General features: G+C 63.9%; 17 protein-coding genes. 13 read left to right on the top strand and 4 right to left on the bottom strand.

Translation table 11 applies throughout. From position 1 onward, the window contains the following. Positions 1-96 precede the first annotated feature (96 nt). From B7G52_RS21750 to tsaE, 3 genes are all read right to left on the bottom strand, one after another. Positions 97-321, bottom strand: a complete 225-nt coding sequence (locus B7G52_RS21750) for a glycine zipper domain-containing protein (protein WP_096699756.1) — start codon at positions 319-321, stop codon at positions 97-99. Positions 322-481: 160 nt separating this feature from the next. Next, positions 482-1,876 carry an N-acetylmuramoyl-L-alanine amidase gene (locus tag B7G52_RS21745; protein WP_096699755.1) on the bottom strand — a complete coding sequence of 465 codons (1,395 nt, stop codon included), beginning with the start codon at positions 1,874-1,876 and terminating at the stop codon, positions 482-484. Next, positions 1,873-2,382 carry a tRNA (adenosine(37)-N6)-threonylcarbamoyltransferase complex ATPase subunit type 1 TsaE gene (gene tsaE, locus B7G52_RS21740; RefSeq protein WP_096699758.1) on the bottom strand — a complete coding sequence of 170 codons (510 nt, stop codon included), beginning with the start codon at positions 2,380-2,382 and terminating at the stop codon, positions 1,873-1,875. The genes B7G52_RS21745 and tsaE overlap by 4 nt, the downstream gene beginning before the upstream one ends. 15 nt (positions 2,383-2,397) lie before the next feature. On the opposite strand from tsaE, the gene queG reads away from it, so the two are divergent. From queG to B7G52_RS21720, 4 genes are all read left to right on the top strand, one after another. Further along, entirely contained in the window at positions 2,398-3,468 is a 1,071-nt protein-coding gene (gene queG / locus B7G52_RS21735) for a tRNA epoxyqueuosine(34) reductase QueG (RefSeq protein ID WP_371329054.1), read from the top strand. 124 nt (positions 3,469-3,592) lie between these two features. Beyond that, complete coding sequence (locus tag B7G52_RS21730; protein WP_096699754.1) at positions 3,593-3,970, top strand: DUF2946 family protein; 378 nt, start codon at positions 3,593-3,595, stop codon at positions 3,968-3,970. An 80-nt stretch (positions 3,971-4,050) separates the two neighbouring features. Then, positions 4,051-4,599, top strand: a complete 549-nt coding sequence (locus tag B7G52_RS21725; protein ID WP_096699753.1) for a YcnI family protein — start codon at positions 4,051-4,053, stop codon at positions 4,597-4,599. A gap of 45 nt (positions 4,600-4,644) precedes the next feature. Then, positions 4,645-5,127, top strand: coding sequence for a copper chaperone PCu(A)C (locus tag B7G52_RS21720; protein ID WP_096699752.1), 483 nt, complete (start codon positions 4,645-4,647; stop codon positions 5,125-5,127). Positions 5,128-5,248: 121 nt separating this feature from the next. Here B7G52_RS21720 and B7G52_RS21715 read toward each other — a convergent pair whose 3' ends face one another. Further along, complete coding sequence (locus tag B7G52_RS21715) at positions 5,249-6,391, bottom strand: sigma-54-dependent Fis family transcriptional regulator (RefSeq protein ID WP_096699751.1); 1,143 nt, start codon at positions 6,389-6,391, stop codon at positions 5,249-5,251. 246 nt (positions 6,392-6,637) lie between these two features. Here B7G52_RS21715 and B7G52_RS21710 point away from each other — a divergent pair, with 246 nt between their 5' ends. The 9 genes from B7G52_RS21710 to B7G52_RS23875 all read left to right on the top strand — a co-directional run bounded on the left by B7G52_RS21710 (position 6,638) and on the right by B7G52_RS23875 (position 16,570). Next, complete coding sequence (locus tag B7G52_RS21710; RefSeq protein WP_096665720.1) at positions 6,638-7,105, top strand: (2Fe-2S)-binding protein; 468 nt, start codon at positions 6,638-6,640, stop codon at positions 7,103-7,105. A 95-nt stretch (positions 7,106-7,200) separates the two neighbouring features. Then, positions 7,201-9,576, top strand: a complete 2,376-nt coding sequence (locus tag B7G52_RS21705; protein ID WP_096699750.1) for a xanthine dehydrogenase family protein molybdopterin-binding subunit — start codon at positions 7,201-7,203, stop codon at positions 9,574-9,576. A 25-nt stretch (positions 9,577-9,601) separates the two neighbouring features. Next, entirely contained in the window at positions 9,602-10,393 is a 792-nt protein-coding gene (locus B7G52_RS21700; RefSeq protein ID WP_096699749.1) for a xanthine dehydrogenase family protein subunit M, read from the top strand. A 128-nt stretch (positions 10,394-10,521) separates the two neighbouring features. Beyond that, positions 10,522-11,427 carry a MoxR family ATPase gene (locus B7G52_RS21695; protein WP_096699748.1) on the top strand — a complete coding sequence of 302 codons (906 nt, stop codon included), beginning with the start codon at positions 10,522-10,524 and terminating at the stop codon, positions 11,425-11,427. Positions 11,428-11,514: 87 nt separating this feature from the next. Continuing rightward, complete coding sequence (locus tag B7G52_RS21690; RefSeq protein WP_096699747.1) at positions 11,515-12,699, top strand: VWA domain-containing protein; 1,185 nt, start codon at positions 11,515-11,517, stop codon at positions 12,697-12,699. A 106-nt stretch (positions 12,700-12,805) separates the two neighbouring features. Beyond that, positions 12,806-13,384, top strand: a complete 579-nt coding sequence (locus tag B7G52_RS21685) for a carbon monoxide dehydrogenase subunit G (protein ID WP_096699746.1) — start codon at positions 12,806-12,808, stop codon at positions 13,382-13,384. A gap of 27 nt (positions 13,385-13,411) precedes the next feature. Next, positions 13,412-14,494: an XdhC family protein gene (locus B7G52_RS21680; protein ID WP_096699745.1), complete on the top strand. Its 1,083-nt coding sequence runs from the start codon at positions 13,412-13,414 to the stop codon at positions 14,492-14,494. A 385-nt stretch (positions 14,495-14,879) separates the two neighbouring features. Beyond that, positions 14,880-15,689, top strand: coding sequence for a hypothetical protein (locus tag B7G52_RS23880; protein ID WP_205853105.1), 810 nt, complete (start codon positions 14,880-14,882; stop codon positions 15,687-15,689). Continuing rightward, positions 15,680-16,570: an AIPR family protein gene (locus B7G52_RS23875; protein ID WP_205853104.1), complete on the top strand. Its 891-nt coding sequence runs from the start codon at positions 15,680-15,682 to the stop codon at positions 16,568-16,570. Before B7G52_RS23880 ends, B7G52_RS23875 begins: the two co-directional genes overlap by 10 nt. Positions 16,571-16,699: the final 129 nt, after the last annotated feature.

Below are 16,699 nucleotides of genomic sequence, written 5' to 3'. Positions count from 1 at the left end.
GGCTAGGGGTGGGAGTGGGGAGTTGAAACTACTGTCCAGAAAGGACCGCAGGCGCAGCGTGATGCTTGATATCTCCTCCGGGCGACCCGAATTGTCTTAACGCTTCTGGTCCTGACGCTTGCCGACTTCGTTGCCGATCAAGGCACCGGCCGCAGCACCGCCCACGGTACCCAGTGTGCCGCCGCCGAGTGCGCTGCCTGCCGCACCACCGATCACGGCGCCTGTAGCGGTGCCGATTTGTGCATTGGTCGGATTGGTGCCGCAACCGGTCAGGGCGATCAGGGCGGCTGCTGCAGCGGCCATCAATAGTTTCGTGTTCATCATGTTCACCTTTATGGAAGTCCAGGCATGTCGCATGAGGCTTGAGATGAAGCTTTGCTGCCTGTGATCCGAGGGTAGGCTGGCAGGCGATTTCCTGCTGTAGGAGAGGGTCCAGCCTGCCTGTCAGGGCCCCGCGTGAACACGCGGGGCGTGTCCGCGCCTACAGCGGACGGTTGCGCGCCAGCGGCGGGTTCTTGGCGAAGTAGCTGCCGATGCCGCGCATCAGCGCGTCGGCCAGTTGCACCTGGTAGGCCTCGCTGCGCAGCTTGGCCTCTTCGTCGGGGTTGCTGATGAAGGCGGTCTCCACCAGCACGCTGGGAATGTCGGGCGCCTTCAGCACGGCAAAGCCGGCCTGCTCGACACGCGGTTTGTGCAGCTTGCCAACGTTGCCGATCTCGCCGAGCATGGCGCCGCCGAGCTTGAGGCTGTCGTTGATCTGTGCGGTCGTGCTCATGTCGAGCAGGGCTCGTTGCACCTGCGCGTCCTTGGCCTTCACGTTGACGCCGCCCACCAGGTCGGCGGAGTTTTCCTTGTCGGCCATCCAGCGCGCCGAGCTGCTGGTCGCGCCTTTTTCGCTGAGCGCAAACACGCTGGCGCCCTGCGGCCTGGGCGTGAAGAAGGCATCGGCATGGATGCTGATGAACAGGTCGGCCTGCACGCGGCGGGCCTTTTGCACACGCACGTGCAGCGGCACAAAAAAGTCGGCATCCCGCGTGAGGAAGGCGCGCATGTTCGGGATCTTGTTGATGCGTTCGCGCAGGCGCAGGGCGATCTGCAGCACCACGTCTTTCTCGCGCGTGCCGCCGGGGCCGATGGCGCCGGGGTCTTCGCCGCCGTGGCCGGGGTCCAGCGCCACGATGATGAGGCGGTCGGTCTTGTTGCGGCCGGCCGCACCCGCATCCGCGCTGTCGGACGGCGCCTGGGCGACGGGCGGGTTGGCGCTGGCGGCCCGCTCCTTGTCCGCACCCGCTGTCGGCGCTGCGGGGGTGGGCGCCGGTTTGCCGGCCGCGGGCCGGGGCGTCTGCCGCGCCAGCAGTTCGCCGATGGCATCGGACGCGGCACCCTGATCCGGCTTGTCCTTGAGCCGCTCGGCAATCAGGGCCTCCAGCGGGTCCAGCACCTGGGTCGGGTACAGGTCGAACACCAGCCGGTGCTGGTAAGCCGCCACCGGCGGCAGGGTGAACACCTGCGGCAGCATGTGCTGCTTGAGGTCGATGACCAGGCGCACCACGCCCGGTGCGTTTTGTCCGACACGGATGCCGGAGATGTTCGGGTCGTCGGGCTTGACCTTGGCCACCAGCTCGCGCAGCGCCGGGATCAGGTCGATGCCTTCGATGTCCACCGCCAGACGCGGCGGCTCGGCAATGAAATAGGTCTTGGTTTTCAGGCCCGTGTCGGACTCGATCGTGACGCGGCTGTAGTCCTTGGCCGGCCAGACCCGCACCGCCAGAATCGTCGCGCCGCGGGCGATCTGCTGCACGCCCAGCAGCAGGACCAGGCTGCCCATCTGCAGCGCGTTGCGCCGGCTGAGGGTGGAGGAAGGCTTGCTGGTCATGGCAGCAGCGCCGCGCCGGCGTCCGTGTGGGCGGTGAGCGTGACGGCGCGCGTCTCGCTGGCCAGCATCTCGATGTGGATGTCCAGATCGGCCGGGGGCAGGTGGCTGCCGGCTTTTTCTGGCCACTCGACGAGTTTCAGTCCGGGGCTGGCGAAGATGTCGCGAAAACCGGCTTCTTCCCACTCATCGGGATCGTTGAAGCGGAAAAAATCAAAGTGCCAGATGGACAGCATGCCGTCCACTGCGGCCGGGTCGGCCACGCTGTAGGGCTCCACCACCGCATAAGTCGGGCTTTTGACGCGGCCCGTCACGCCCAGGGCCTTGAGCAGATGCCGGGCAAATGTGGTTTTGCCGGCCCCCAGATCACCATGCAGCTGGATCAGCGCGTTGGCGCCCATGGCACTGGCGCGCAGTTTCTCGGCCAGCATTTCGGCAAACGCCTGGGTCTGGGCTTCGCTGTCCCAGGCCATCCTTTTTACAATGTGTCGGTGATCTTCAATAGCCATCAATTCGTTTCTCAAATTCAGACATGGGCGCGCGAGCTTGGATTTTCGCAAATTGGCATTGCGGGTGTGGACCTGTCATCGGCTGAACCGGGGCTGTCGGCCTGGCTGGCTGCGGGCTTTCATGGTGACATGAATTACATGGCGGCGCACGGCCTCAAGCGGGCCCGGCCGGCCGAACTCGTGCCCGGCACGGTCAGCGTGATCACCGCGCGCATGGATTACCTGCCGGCTTCCACACCCGCGCAGCCAGGCCAGTGGCAGGCTGCGGAGCTGGCGCGCCTGCAGCGGCCCGGCGAAGCCATCGTGTCGGTGTATGCGCGGGGACGCGATTATCACAAGATCATGCGGGCGCGCCTGCAAAAACTCAGCGAGCGCATCGAGGCCGAGGTGCACGCGCTGGGCCACCGCGTGTTCACCGACTCGGCGCCGGTGCTCGAGGCCGAACTCGCCGCGCGCAGCGGCCAGGGCTGGCGCGGCAAGCACACGCTGCTGCTCAACCGCGAGGCCGGGTCCATGTTTTTCCTGGGCGAGATCTATGTCGATCTGGCCCTGCCGCCCAGCGAACCCGTGACAGAGCATTGCGGCAGCTGCAGCGCCTGCATCAGCATCTGCCCGACGCAGGCCATCGTTGCGCCGCACAAGCTTGATGCACGGCGTTGCATCTCTTACCTGACGATTGAACATGCGGGCCCGATTCCGCTGGAACTGCGGCCCCTGATCGCCAACCGCATCTACGGCTGCGACGATTGCCAGCTGGTCTGCCCCTGGAACAAGTTTGCGCAGCGCAGTGCCTTGCCCGACTTTGACGAGCGCCAGGGCCTGACCGGCCAGCAACTGACGACGCTGTTTGCCTGGACCGAAGAAGAGTTCCTGCGCTATACCGAAGGCAGCGCCATCCGCCGCATCGGCCATGAGCGCTGGCTGCGCAATATCGCGGTGGCGCTCGGCAATGCCCTGCGCGCCGGTGCGGACGACAGCCTGCGCAGCGCCTTGCTGGCGCGGCGCGAACATGGCAGCGGGTTGGTCAGGGAACATGTGGCATGGGCGCTGGATCAGGCGCCTCTCCGTGAGTTGTCCATAAAATAGGCATCCGGCCCTTGACGGGCGGGCGCATTCAGCTATTTATTTTGTAGCAGTATAGGCGCGGCCAAGCCCCGCAGTCCAGCCCCGCCGGCAAAACCCCGCCTGCGGCGGTCCTTATAATCCCGCTGTGTCCAACACCCCGTCCTGTCGCCCGCTGTGGGCCCGCTTCGCCGCGTGGCTGGGGTTTCTGGCCGTCTTCTCGGCGTTGCTGGCGCCCGTGTCCATGCTGGCCGAGGACGTGCGTACCGGCAAGCTGGGCGGTCTGTGCACCGTGGCCAGCGGCGCATCGTCCACGGCCGCCGGGGATTTGCCGGGCGGTGATGAGTCTTCACCGGCTGCTGCGCATTGCGACCTCTGCGGCTCGACCGGGCCTGGTTTGCCGCCGCCGTACCAGGCCGGCGCGTTCCCTGCGCCCATCGCCGCGATGGCTGCTGTCTTCCAGGATGCCGTCCGCTCGGCGTCGTCGCCGGGGCTGCCCTTCAGCCGCGGCCCGCCTGCACTTTGAACTGAAGCGCCTCTGACGAGGTTTCCTGCGTGTGGGCCCGACCGCCCGCGCGCTTGTGTTCATTTTCAAGTGTGGTTTCCATGAAATTTTTATCAACTATCAAAACGATAGCGCTGTGCGCAGGAATGGCGGGCGCTGCACCCGTTTTCTCCCATATTTCCCTGGCCGAGGGGCAGGCCCCGGCCGGCAGCAACTACAAGGCGGTGTTCGGTGTCAGCCACGGTTGCGCAGGCTCGGCCACCACCGGGCTGGAGGTGCGTTTGCCGCCCGACTTTCAGGGCGCCCGGCCCATGCCCAAGGCCGGCTGGACCGTGGCGACCCGGGTCGACAAGCTTGCGGCGCCCTACACCAGCCATGGCAAAACCGTGACCGATGACGTGACGCTGGTCAGCTGGCGTGCGGCCAACCGGGAAGCGGCGCTGGCCGATGCCCATTACGACGAGTTTGTGCTGCGCGGCAAGTTGCCCGCCCAGGCGGGCCCGCTCTGGTTCAAGGTGCTGCAGACCTGCGAGTCAGGCCGCAACGACTGGTCGGAGCTGCCGGCCACCGGCACCTCCACCCAGGGTCTGAAATCACCGGCCGTCCTGCTGGATGTGCGGCCCGATGGGGCCGGACAGCAGCACCACTGACCTTTTTTTTCGACTCATCTTCATTTTTTTTAACGAAAGCCATTCATGAAAACAAAAGTTATTGCCGCCCTGTGGGCACTTTCCGCCGGCCTTGTGTACGCCCAGACTGTGGACGTGAAGGACGCCTGGGTGCGCGCCGCCGTGCCCGGCCAGTCGGGCACCGGCGCCTTCATGAACATCACGGCCAGAGACGGCGCAAAGCTGGTGGGCGTGTCGTCCCCGGTGGCCGGTGTGGCGGAAGTCCATGAAATGAAGATGGACAACGACGTCATGCGCATGCGCGCCATCCCCGCGCTGGACTTGCCCGCCGGCAAAACCGTGGCGCTCAAGCCCGGCGGTTACCACGTGATGCTGATGGAGCTGAAACAGGCCCTGCCTCAGGGCGGCACGGTGCCGCTCACGCTGACACTCCGGGACGCCAAAGGGCGGGAAAGCAAGGTGGAACTGAAGCTGCCCGTAGCCGCCGCGGCGCCGGGTGCGGCCATGCCGGCATCGGGCAAGCCCGCTGCCATGGACCACAAGCACTGATTATTTGTTGATCTTTTCCAATGCCACGACAGTGAATTGGACGGTTCTCACCCTCGCCCTCCGGGAGAGGGTCGGGGTGAGGGCTGGAGCGTTCCGACTGTCATGAGTTTTGAAAAGCGCACTATTTGGATTTGCCGCCCAGGCGGCGGTAGACGGTGGCGCGGCTGATGCCGAGTGCCCGTGCCGCTTTCATGACGTTGCCGCGGGCTTCGTTGACCGCCTTGCGGATCAGCGCTGTTTCGACGTCCTTGAGCGGAAGGGCCGGCGCCGGCGCAGGTGACGCCCGGCCGCTGAACCACCCCGGTGCGGCCGCGCGGCCCCGCAACAGCGGCAGCGCTTGCAGGCGCAGTCCCGACCAGAGGGGCACCTCCATGGCTTGGGGGCTGCCCGCGGCGTCGCTCCGGGCGGCATCAAACAGCATCTCGTAGGGCAGGGCAAACAGCTCGCTGCAATGGACAGCCGCCGGGCTGCCGGCCTGCAGCGCCGGCACCATCTGCCGCGCCGCCGGGTTGGCGCCGCTGACCCAGCCGTCCGGGTCCAAGCTGACCAGCCCGTCGCTGTCTTCTCCCAGGCTGTGGCTGGACCAGTTCAGCCGGATCAGCAGATCGTGCGGCCGGCTCTGGATCAGGGCGTTTTCGATGCTGCGCGCCGACTGCACCACCAGGTGTTTGAGCTCAGGTCGCTCGACCGCGTCCACACCGGTCAGGTCCAGCATGCCGGCGCAGCGGCCGTCCGGTCCAAACAGCGGCGCGCCGGCGCAGCTGTAGGCCGAGTTGGCGTTGAAAAAATGCTCGCCGCGGTGCAGCCAGACCGGTTGCAGCTCGGTCAGCGCCGCACCGATGGCGGTGGTGCCCACGCTTTGTTCGGACAGGTCCACGCCGATGCGCGTGATCAGGTCGGCGCGCCGGTCGCGCCGGTCGATGGCGCCATTGACGTCGACCACCACGCCCTGCGCGTTGGTCAGGATGGCGAAGTAGCGCGTGCTGGCAATTGCCGCGCCCAGCTTTTCGAGCACCGGGCGTGCCGCCTGCACCAGCACGTGGTTGGCTTCCTCGGTGCGGCGCAGCGCCTGTGGCGACAGGACGTCGAAACTGACCTCCTGCTCGGGCCTTTTGCCGCTGGCCAGGCAGCGCTGCCAGGAGCGTTCTATCCACGATTCGGCCAGCAGGCCGGGCAGGCTCTGGCCGTCCCGCAGCACGGCCTGGCGCGCTTGCGCGATCTGCTGCAGGCGCTGTTCGGAGGAGGTCGGAAGGACGGTCAGCATGGGTGGTCAATGCCCGTGAAAGGCGGCTGTCTGCGGGAGGATGCCCGCGGTGGCTGCAGCGTATCAGACCTCGCCCCGACGCGCTGGCGGCCGGTCACCAACTGTTCCATTTTGAGAATTTAACCGGGCTTTGGCAAGCTCCTAGGGTTTAACCTAGGCCCCCGCGGGGTCGCCACTTCAACAATGACTGTTGTTCCGTCCGTAGCCAAACCCGTCGTCAAAAAACAGCCCACTGGAGACAAGCCCATGCAAGTTCAATTCAAAGTCAACGGAAAAGCCAAAAGCGTTGAAACCCCGCCCAACACCCTGCTGGTGCAGGTGCTGCGCGAGCAGCTGAAGATGACCGGCACCCATGTCGGCTGCGACACCGCCCAGTGCGGTGCCTGCACGGTCATCATGAATGGCCGCGCCGTGAAGTCCTGCAACATCCTGGCCGCCCAGGCCGAGGGCAGCGAGATCACCACCATCGAAGGCCTGGCAGCCGCCGACGGCACCATGCACCCGATGCAGGCCGCGTTCAAGGAATGCCACGGCCTGCAATGCGGCTTCTGCACCACCGGCATGGTCATGAGTGCGGTGGATCTGTGCAAGCACCATCCCAAGGCCAGCGAAGGCGAAATCCGCGAGCTGCTCGAAGGCAACATCTGCCGCTGCACCGGTTACCAGAACATCGTCAAGGCGGTGCAGCAGGGCGCTGCCGCCATGGCGACCTGAACCGCTGCGCTGACCTCTTTTTTCCGGCGCCGCCATCGGGCGAGCCGCTGGCAACCCCGGCAACCGTTTTTTTCCAAATTTTCAGGAGTACACACATGGGTGCATCCGACTTCGTCAACCTGCCAAACATTGGCACCTCCGTCCGCCGCAAGGAAGACTACCGCTTTCTCACCGGCGGCGGGCAATACACCGATGACATCACGCTGGCCAACCAGAGCTACGCGGTGTTCGTGCGTTCCCCGCACGCCCACGCCAAGATCAACAGCATCAACACCGCCGCCGCCAAGGCCGCTCCGGGGGTGCTCGATGTGTTTGTCGGCGAGGACGTGGCGGCCGACAAGATCAACGGCCTGCCTTGCGGCTGGCTGATCACCAGCACCGACGGCAACCCGATGAAGGAGCCGCCGCACCCCATCCTGGCCCAGGGCAAGGTACGTTATGTGGGTGACCACGTCGCCATGGTGGTGGCCGAAACGCTGGAGCAGGCGAAAAACGCCGCCGAGCTGGTCGAGGTCGATTACGACGTGCTGAGCGCCGTGGTCCGTGTCACCGATGCGGCCAAAGCCACCGCCCTGCATGACGCCGCCCCCGACAACCATTGCTACAAATGGGCGATCGGCGACAAGGGCCAGGTGGACGCCGCCTTTGCGAACGCCGCCCATGTGACCAAACTGGATTTGACCAACAACCGCCTGATCCCGAATGCCATGGAGCCGCGCGCCGTGATCGGCTCCTACAGCCGCGCGACCGATGAATACGTGCTCTATGTGTCGAACCAGAACCCGCACGTCGAGCGCCTGCTGCTGACGGCGTTTGTGATGGGCCTGCCCGAGCACAAGGTGCGCGTGATTGCGCCCGACGTGGGTGGCGGCTTCGGCTCCAAGATCTATTTGTATGCCGAAGACGTGTGCCTGACCTGGGCCTCGAAAAAGCTCAACCGCAACATCAAGTGGACGGCCGACCGCAGCGAGGCTTTTGTCAGCGACGCCCACGGCCGCGACCATTCCAGCCACGCCGAAATGGCGCTGGACAAGGACGGCAAGTTCCTGGCCATGCGCGTGCACACCGACGCGAACATGGGCGCCTACCTCTCGACCTTTGCACCGGCCGTGCCAACCATCCTGTACGCGACGCTGCTGGCCGGCCAGTACACCTGCCCGCAGATTTATGTGGAGGTCGATGCCTGGTTCACCAACACCGCGCCGGTCGATGCCTACCGCGGCGCGGGTCGGCCCGAGGCGACCTACCTGCTGGAACGCCTGGTCACGCGCGCCGGCTGGGAGCTGGGCCTGGCGCAGGACGAGATCCGCCGCCGCAACTTCGTGAAAGACTTCCCCTACCAGACGCCGGTGGCGCTGCAGTACGACGTGGGCGACTTCCACGCCCTGCTCAAGCGCGGCAACGAGCTGGCGGATGTGGCGGGTTTTGCGCAGCGCAAGACCGCATCGGCCGCCAAGGGCCTGCTGCGCGGCATGGGTTACTCCTGCTACATCGAGGCCTGTGGCCTGGCGCCCAGCAACATTGCCGGTGCACTCGGGGCGCGTGCCGGTCTGTTCGAGTGCGGCGAAGTGCGGGTGCACCCGACCGGCAGCGTGACGGTGTTCACCGGCTCGCACAGCCACGGCCAGGGCCACGAGACCACCTTTGCGCAGGTCGTGGCCGCGCGGCTCGGCATTTCGGTGGACCAGGTCGATGTGGTGCATGGCGACACCGGGCGCGTGCCCTTCGGCATGGGCACCTATGGTTCCCGTTCACTGTCGGTGGGCGGCACGGCCATCATGAAGGCGCTCGACAAGATCGAGACCAAGGCGAAAAAGATTGCCGCGCACCTGATGGAGGCCAGCGACGCCGACGTGGAGTTTGCCAACGGCGAGTTCACCATCAAGGGCACCGACAAGAAGGTGACCTTCGGCCAGGTGGCGCTGACGGCCTATGTGCCGCACAACTACCCGCTCGACAAGCTCGAACCCGGCCTGAACGAGACGGCGTTTTACGACCCGACCAACTTCACCTTCCCGTCCGGCACCTACATCTGCGAGGTCGAGGTGGACCCGGCCACCGGCGCGGTTCGGGTGGACCGCTTCACCGCGGTGGACGATTTCGGCAACATTATCAACCCGATGATCGTCGAAGGCCAGGTGCATGGCGGGCTGGTGCAGGGCATCGGCCAGGCGCTGCTGGAGAACTGTGTGTACGACCCCGAGTCCGGCCAGTTGCTGACCGGCTCCTTCATGGACTACACCATGCCGCGTGCCGACGACATGCCCAACTTCACGCTGGACACGCTGTGCACGCCGTGCAGCCACAACCCGTTGGGTGCCAAGGGCTGCGGCGAGGCCGGTGCCATCGGTTCGCCGCCGGCGGTGATCAATGCCGTGCTCGACGCCCTCAAGCCGCTCGGCGTGACGGACTTCGACATGCCGGCGTCCCCCAGCCGCGTCTGGGAAGCCATCCAGTCGGCCAAGAAATAAACAGATATCCAAGGAGAAACCCACCATGTACCCATTCACCCTGGAACGTCCCACCTCCCTGGCAGCCGCCGCGCAGCTCACGGCCGACGGCGCCAAAGCCCTGGCCGGCGGCCAGACCCTGCTGGCGTCGATGAAGCTGCGCCTGTCCAGCCCGGACCAGCTGGTTGACCTCAGCGGCATCAAGGAGCTGAGCAGCATCAAGCGCGAAGGCAATGCCTTTGTGATCGGCGCCATGATGCGCCACGCCGACGTGGCGACCAACGCCGAGCTGAAGGCGGCGCTGCCGGCGCTGGCCGACCTGGCCGCCAACATCGGCGACCGCCAGGTTCGCGCCATGGGCACGCTGGGCGGCTCGGTCGCCAACAACGACCCTTCTGCCTGCTACCCGAGTGCGGTGCTGGCGCTGGGCGCGACCATCCACACCACCAAGCGCAAGATTGCCGCGGACGACTTTTTCCTCGGCATGTTCGCCACGGCGCTGGAAGAGGGCGAGCTGATCACCGCGATCAGCTTCCCCATTCCCAAGCGCGCGGCCTACATGAAGTTCAAGCAGTCGGCCTCGCGTTTTGCGCTGGTCGGCGTGTTTGTGGCGCAGTTCGATGCGGGCGTGCGCGTGGCTGTCACGGGCGCCTCCAGCGGCGTGTTCCGCCACGCGGGGCTGGAGGCGGCGCTGAGCAAGAGCTTCACGCCCGAAGCGGCCGCGGCGGTGAAAATTGACGCGACGGACCTCAACAGCGACATCCACGCGACGGCGGCCTACCGCGCCAACCTGATCAGCGTGCAGACCCAGCGCGGCGTGGCAAAGGCGCTGGCCTGACAGTGCAACCGTTCGGGCTGAGCCCGTCGAAGCCCATGCCTGAACGGTTTGAAGCCATTTTGGCCTCCAGCCCTTGATTGGCGGGCGCAAGCAGCTATTGAATAGATAGCAACAGGTACACTGATCCGATGACACCTTTTCCCACGATTGATGCACTGGCCCAGGCGCTGCAGGGCGCCGGCTACTTTGCCGACCGGCGGCTGGCCACGGCGGTGTTTCTCGCGCTCAAGCTGCAGCGCCCGCTGCTGCTCGAAGGCGAGCCCGGCGTCGGCAAGACCGAGCTGGCCAAGGCGCTGGCGCTCGCGCTGCAGCGCCAGCTGATCCGCCTGCAGTGTTACGACGGGCTGGAGCAGCGCGAAGCCCTCTACGAGTGGAACTACGCGGCCCAGCTGCTGCACATGCGCGCCGTCGAAGGCCATGGCGATGCCGCCGATGTCGAACGCGAGGTCTACCAGGACCGCTACCTGATACGCCGGCCGCTGCTGCAGGCGCTGCAGACGCCGGCGCCGGGTGCCGTGCTGCTGATCGACGAGGTGGACCGCGCCGACGAGCCTTTTGAAGCCTTTCTGCTCGAGTACCTTGGCGAGTACCAGGTCAGCATTCCGGAAATCGGCACGGTGCGCGCGCAGGTGACGCCGGTGACCATCCTGACCAGCAACCGCACGCGTGAACTCAACGACGCGGTCAAGCGGCGCTGCCTCTACCACTGGCTCGATTACCCCGACCGCGACCGCGAGCTCGCCATCATTCGCGCCCAGGTGCCGGAGGCGGGCGAACAGCTGTCGGCCCAGGTGGCCGGTTTTGTGGACCGGCTGCGCCGCTCGCCGTTTGGCAACGCCTTCCAGCGCGCGCCCGGCATCGCCGAAAGTGTCGAATGGGCCAAGGCGCTGGTGGCGCTGGACACGCTGGTGGTGGACCCCGAGGTGGTGGCCGACACCGCGGGCATTTTGTTCAAGCAGCGGGAAGATGTCGCTGCCTTGACGCATGAGCTGGCTGTGGAGCTACTCAGGCCCGAAGAAACTGTGGCCGAATGAAAATCACCAGCCCGTTCGGGCTGAGCCTGTCGAAGCCTGCAGAGTCCTTCGACAGGCTCAGGACGAACGGCTTTAGCGGGGAAATGTATGCTCCTAGGTGACGCCAGAGCGGGCAAACTCGCCGACAACATCGCCGGTTTCGGCCGCGCCCTGCGCCGCGCGGGTGTCAAGGTGGACAGCCAGCGCATTGCCCTGGCCAAGGAAGCCGCACTCGCCGTCGGCATCAGCGAAAGGGAAGACCTGAGCGCCGCCTTTGAAGCCGTCATGGTCAGCCGAGAGCAGGACCGGCTGGTCTTCCGCGAGTTGTTCGACGTGTATTTCCAGGACCCGAAAGTCGCCAACAAGCTGCTCGCGCAGCTGCTGCCCAGCGCCGAAGGCAAGGCCGAGCCCAGCAAGCGCCGCCCGCGTGTGCGCGAGGCGCTGGCGCCGCAAAAGGCCTTCGGCCAGCAGGCCAAACCCAGTACCGAAGACCAGAAGGTCGAGTTCGACGCCGCCATGACCGCCAGCGACATCGAGCGCCTGCAGCATGCCGACTTCAACGCGCTGTCGGCCACCGAGTACCGGCTGGTCGAGCGCCTGGCGCGCGATATCAAGCTGCCCTTGCCGATGTTTGCCTCGCGGCGCAGCCGGCCGGCCGCCACTGGCGTGCGCATGCACTGGCCGGGCGTGATGCACCAGGCCGCACGCACCGGCGGCGAGCTGATGCAGCTGCCGCGGCTGCAGCGGCGCGAGCGGGCCCTGCCGCTGCTGGTGCTGGTCGATGTGTCGGGCTCGATGGAGCGTTATGCGCGCCTGCTGCTGGCTTTTTTGCATGCCGCCACACGGCGCCACCCGCACCGCGACGTGTTTGCCTTCGGCATGCACCTGACCGATTTGACGCCGGCTTTCCGCCAGGCCGACACCGACGAGATGCTGGCCCACGCCAGCCTGGCGATTGAAGACTTTGCCGGCGGCACCCAGCTCGGGGCGTCGCTGGCCACCTTGCGCGAGCGCCATGCACGCCGCCTGGTCGGCCGGCGCACCATCGTGCTGGTCATCAGCGACGGGCTGGACACCGGCGAGCCGGCCGACCTGGCCCGCGAGCTGGCCTGGCTGCGCCGGCGCAGCCGCCGCCTGCTGTGGCTCAACCCCTTGCTGCGGTTTGACGGCTACGCGCCGCTGGCGCGCGGCGCGGCGGTGCTGCATGCCCATGCACACGGCATGCTGGCGGTTCACAATCTGGCCAAGCTCGAGGAACTGGCAGCCAGCCTGGCGGCTCTGATGAAGAAATAACTCACCGTTCGGGCTGAGCCTGTCGAAGCCTTTCAACTGGCGCAAGACGAACGGATACCAAACACACAATAAGCCGAACACCAAAAGAAAAGAGAAGGAAAAAAACATGGACATGCAAGGAAGCCGCCAACTGGCCGTGACACAACAACAAGCCTGGGACGCGCTGAATGACCCGGCCGTGCTCAAGGCCTGCATCCCGGGCTGCGATAAGGTGGAACCCATCGGCGAGAACCAGTACGCCATTGGCATGGCGCTGAAAATCGGCCCGGTCTCGGCCAAGTTCACCGGCAAGATCACGCTCACCGACATCAACCCGCCGGCCAGCTACAAGCTGTCGTTTGACGGGCAGGGCGGCGTGGCCGGTTTCGGCAAGGGCAGCGCCGCGGTGACGCTAACGCCCAATGCCGACGGGTGCGAACTCTCCTACACCGTGCATGCCTCGGTCGGCGGCAAGGTGGCCCAGCTCGGCCAACGCCTGATCGACGGCGCGGCCAAGTCCATGGCCGAAGATTTTTTCAAGCGCTTTGACGAGGAAATGCAGCGCCAGCACCCCGAAAGTTATGCCGCCAAAATGGTCACGGGTGATGTCTCGCCGGAGCCGGCCGCCGGTGCGGGCATCCCGATGTGGGTATGGATCGTGGGTGCCGCCGTGCTGATTGCCGGTGCGGTCTGGCTCGCACGCTAGGCCCCCAAGTCCGAAAGGAGAAAGATCATGGAAAACCTCGATGTGATGGTTCTGCGCACCCTGCGCGACTGGCGCACGGCGGGCAAGCGCGCCTTGCTGGCCACCGTGGTGCGTACCTGGGGCTCGTCGCCGCGTCCGGTCGGCTCCATCATGGCGTTGTGTGAAGACGGCGCCGTGGTCGGCTCGGTTTCCGGCGGCTGTATTGAAGACGACCTGATCTACCGCCACACCCAGGCCTACGCATCGGCGTCGGCGCCTGCGCAGGGCGGCGGCCATACCATTCCCTCGGGGCCGCCGACCTTTGTCAAATACGGCGTCACCGCCGACGAAGCCCACCGCTTTGGCCTGCCCTGCGGCGGCACGCTGGAACTGCTGCTGGAGTACGACCCCGACGCTGCGGCGCTGGCGCAGCTGGTGCAGGCGCTCGAGGCCGGGCAGCTGATGCAGCGCACGGTGCGCCTGAGCGACGGCGCGGTCACCCTCGCCGCGGCCAGGGCCCCGGCCGAGCTCAGTGTCTCGTCCGTCGAACTGGTCAACACCTTCGGGCCCGAGTACCGCATGCTGCTCATTGGCGCGGGCCAGCTGACCGAATACCTGGCGACCATGGCCCTGTTCAGCGGTTTTGCCGTCACCGTGTGCGACCCGCGCGAGGAGTACCGCAGCGCCTGGTCGGTCGCGGGCGCCAAGGTGCTCAGCGACATGCCGGACGACGTGGTGGTCGCCTTCAAGCCGGATCGGCGCAGCTGCGTGATCGCGCTCACCCACGACCCCAAGCTCGACGACCTGGCGCTGCTCGAAGCGCTGGCCACCGACGCGTTTTACGTCGGAGCCATCGGCTCGCGGCGCAACAACGACGCGCGCCACCAGCGCATGGCCGAACACTTCGGCCTCAACGAAGCCGCGCTGGCCCGCCTGCGCGGCCCCATCGGCATCTACATCGGCAGCAAGACGCCGCCCGAAATCGCCGTCAGCGTAATGGCCGAAGTGCTGGCCGTGAAAAACGGCGTGGTCCTGCCGCGCGACATGGAAGTGGCGCAGGCCAAGAACGAACGTGCGGTGCTGGCCAATGACCCAGGCGACCTGGTGTGTGGGGTGGCGCGGAGTTCTTGAGGGGGTCGGGCGGCTTGAGGGGCTGCAATGCAGCGCAAGCGGTCGGTGCCCCTGGTTTGACTTCAAGCAGTCACTCGCATTGGTCTGGATTGATGCTGTTGGTTCGAGTCCTCGCTGGGGAGCCAATTATCTTGGGACGAGGGCACTCTTGTAGTGCTCTTTTTTCTTTTTGCCTTCGCGGTTAGCAAGGCTGCTTTCTCATGCGCATCACTGGCTTGTTGACTGTGTCTCCGCATACAACTTTCCACGTCTGTCCCCTCCAATTAGATGAGGGTAGTTGGTAACAAACGCCGTACTATGCATGTTTTGTATTTATAGTCCCCCGTGTTACTTGAACGGGGTTGTTCCCAAGAGACAACCAAAATCCAAATACTTGAGGTATTCAATGGCAACGAGAAATTCCCCAGACGATTCAAAGCAAACCGCCGAGTCACGAAAAGAACTATTCGCAGCCATTGATGCGATCGCCTCTAGGGGTGGAATAACTCGAGACAGGGCCATTACGGCTTGGTACGCGACGACTCTGCTTGGGATAGATGAAGACGAAGCTATTGATGCTGCGTCGGCCGATGGCCCAGAAGACAATGGATGTGACTTCATTTACGTCGACCACGATCAAGAAGCGATCTATGTACTGCAAGGTTATGTCTCTGACCGACCTGAGCGAGCAGCTGGCATCAAGAAATGGAACGCACTTGTGGCGGCAGTGGCAAGCGTCAAGGATCCTGTGTCCTTTAAACATGCAGGCAGACTAGATATATATGAAACTTTGAAAGACTTGGATCTTCAGAATTACGCGCAAGTGTTCGGCCTTGTGACGTTGGCGGCGAAATCTGATCAAATTGCTCGTCAATTGGAATCGACAGTCAGATCAAAGACATATGGACCAGGCGCGTCCTTCTTCTATGAGCATCAAGATGCCCTATACGACAAGTATCTAATTGCTAAAACTGCTGATCGCACAGTCACGGAAGATACGTTGACTTTCAGTACTCGCTTATCGGAAATCAAGGGTGACTTCGGACAAGCAATTATCGGCTCCGTGGCGGCAAGTGAATTCGCCAGGTGGTACCTTAAATATTCCAATCAACTATTTGAAGGAAATGTGCGACTATTTATTGGCCAAAGGAAAGGAGGCATCAATGAAAAGATCATTGAGACCGCGTCCACTCGTCCTGGTGAGTTTTGGCCTTAAATAATGGAATCACGATTGTCGCGGAGAGCTTTGAGGGTATAACCGATACGAAATACAAGCTCAGGCACTTTTCAATCGTGAATGGATGTCAAACTACTGTCAGTTTGGCAAAAGCAATTGAAGATTCCACAGATGCCAAAAGGTCTCAAGTGCTCGTCAGAGTGGTGGCTGCCAAGAAAGCTTTACTCACAGACATTGTTCGTTACAACAATACTCAAAATCCAGTGAAACTATCAGCGGTCAGGCTTCTTGACCCCATTCAGGAGGCGTTGCGCACGTCCTTCTCAAAAATAGGTTATCTATATGCGCCAAAGCAGGAGGGTTCTCGCCTAATAAAGAATACAAAGCGTATTGAGTTAGATCGAATTGCTCAATACCTCGCGTCGATGTCAGAGGAGACCATTCTGGATGCCGTTAGGCGCAAGACCGAACTGTTTGATAAATCTTATAAGTCTTGCTTTCCCCGCGGCCTTCAAGCAGAGAAGGTTTTCCTTGCTTGGCTTCTAGCTCAGTATGTTGAAACGGAGCGCACCGCTCTTTTGTCTGCAAACAAACACAGCGAGGATATTGTCATGAAGACAATATTAGGCATTCACGGGACGCCTTGGGGAATCTACGTAGCAAATACATTGATCGAACACTCTGGTTCTGACCTTTCGAAATTGACCCTTCAAAAAATGAACTCTGAGGAGTTCGGAAATGCGATTGCAAAGTACGCCAAAAAGGCGATGGAGCTTTACTCTGAAATTGCGGTAAATATTGTGAGCTCCAGCGAGGAAGGTACTAATACGCGAAACGAAATTCGAATCAGGCCGTTTCTCGAAAAGTTGAAACGTACATTAGCGCTGCGCCTCGCCAGGTCCCGGCGCGCGTCAAGGTAGTTGTCGCCTCATTCATGCAGCCAACTGCTGAATATCGTTGCACTCCGAATGCGCCCTGACGAAGGAGTCGCGCTCGGGGTTGAGAGTCACGGGGCCAACGGGCGACCAGTTGCGGGTCTTGCCGGACCA

This window comes from Polaromonas sp. AER18D-145 (assembly GCF_002379095.1).
GTDB lineage: Bacteria > Pseudomonadota > Gammaproteobacteria > Burkholderiales > Burkholderiaceae_C > Polaromonas.
Note: the sequence above shows the minus strand (reverse complement) of the source record. Positions and strands in the feature narration are given on the sequence as shown.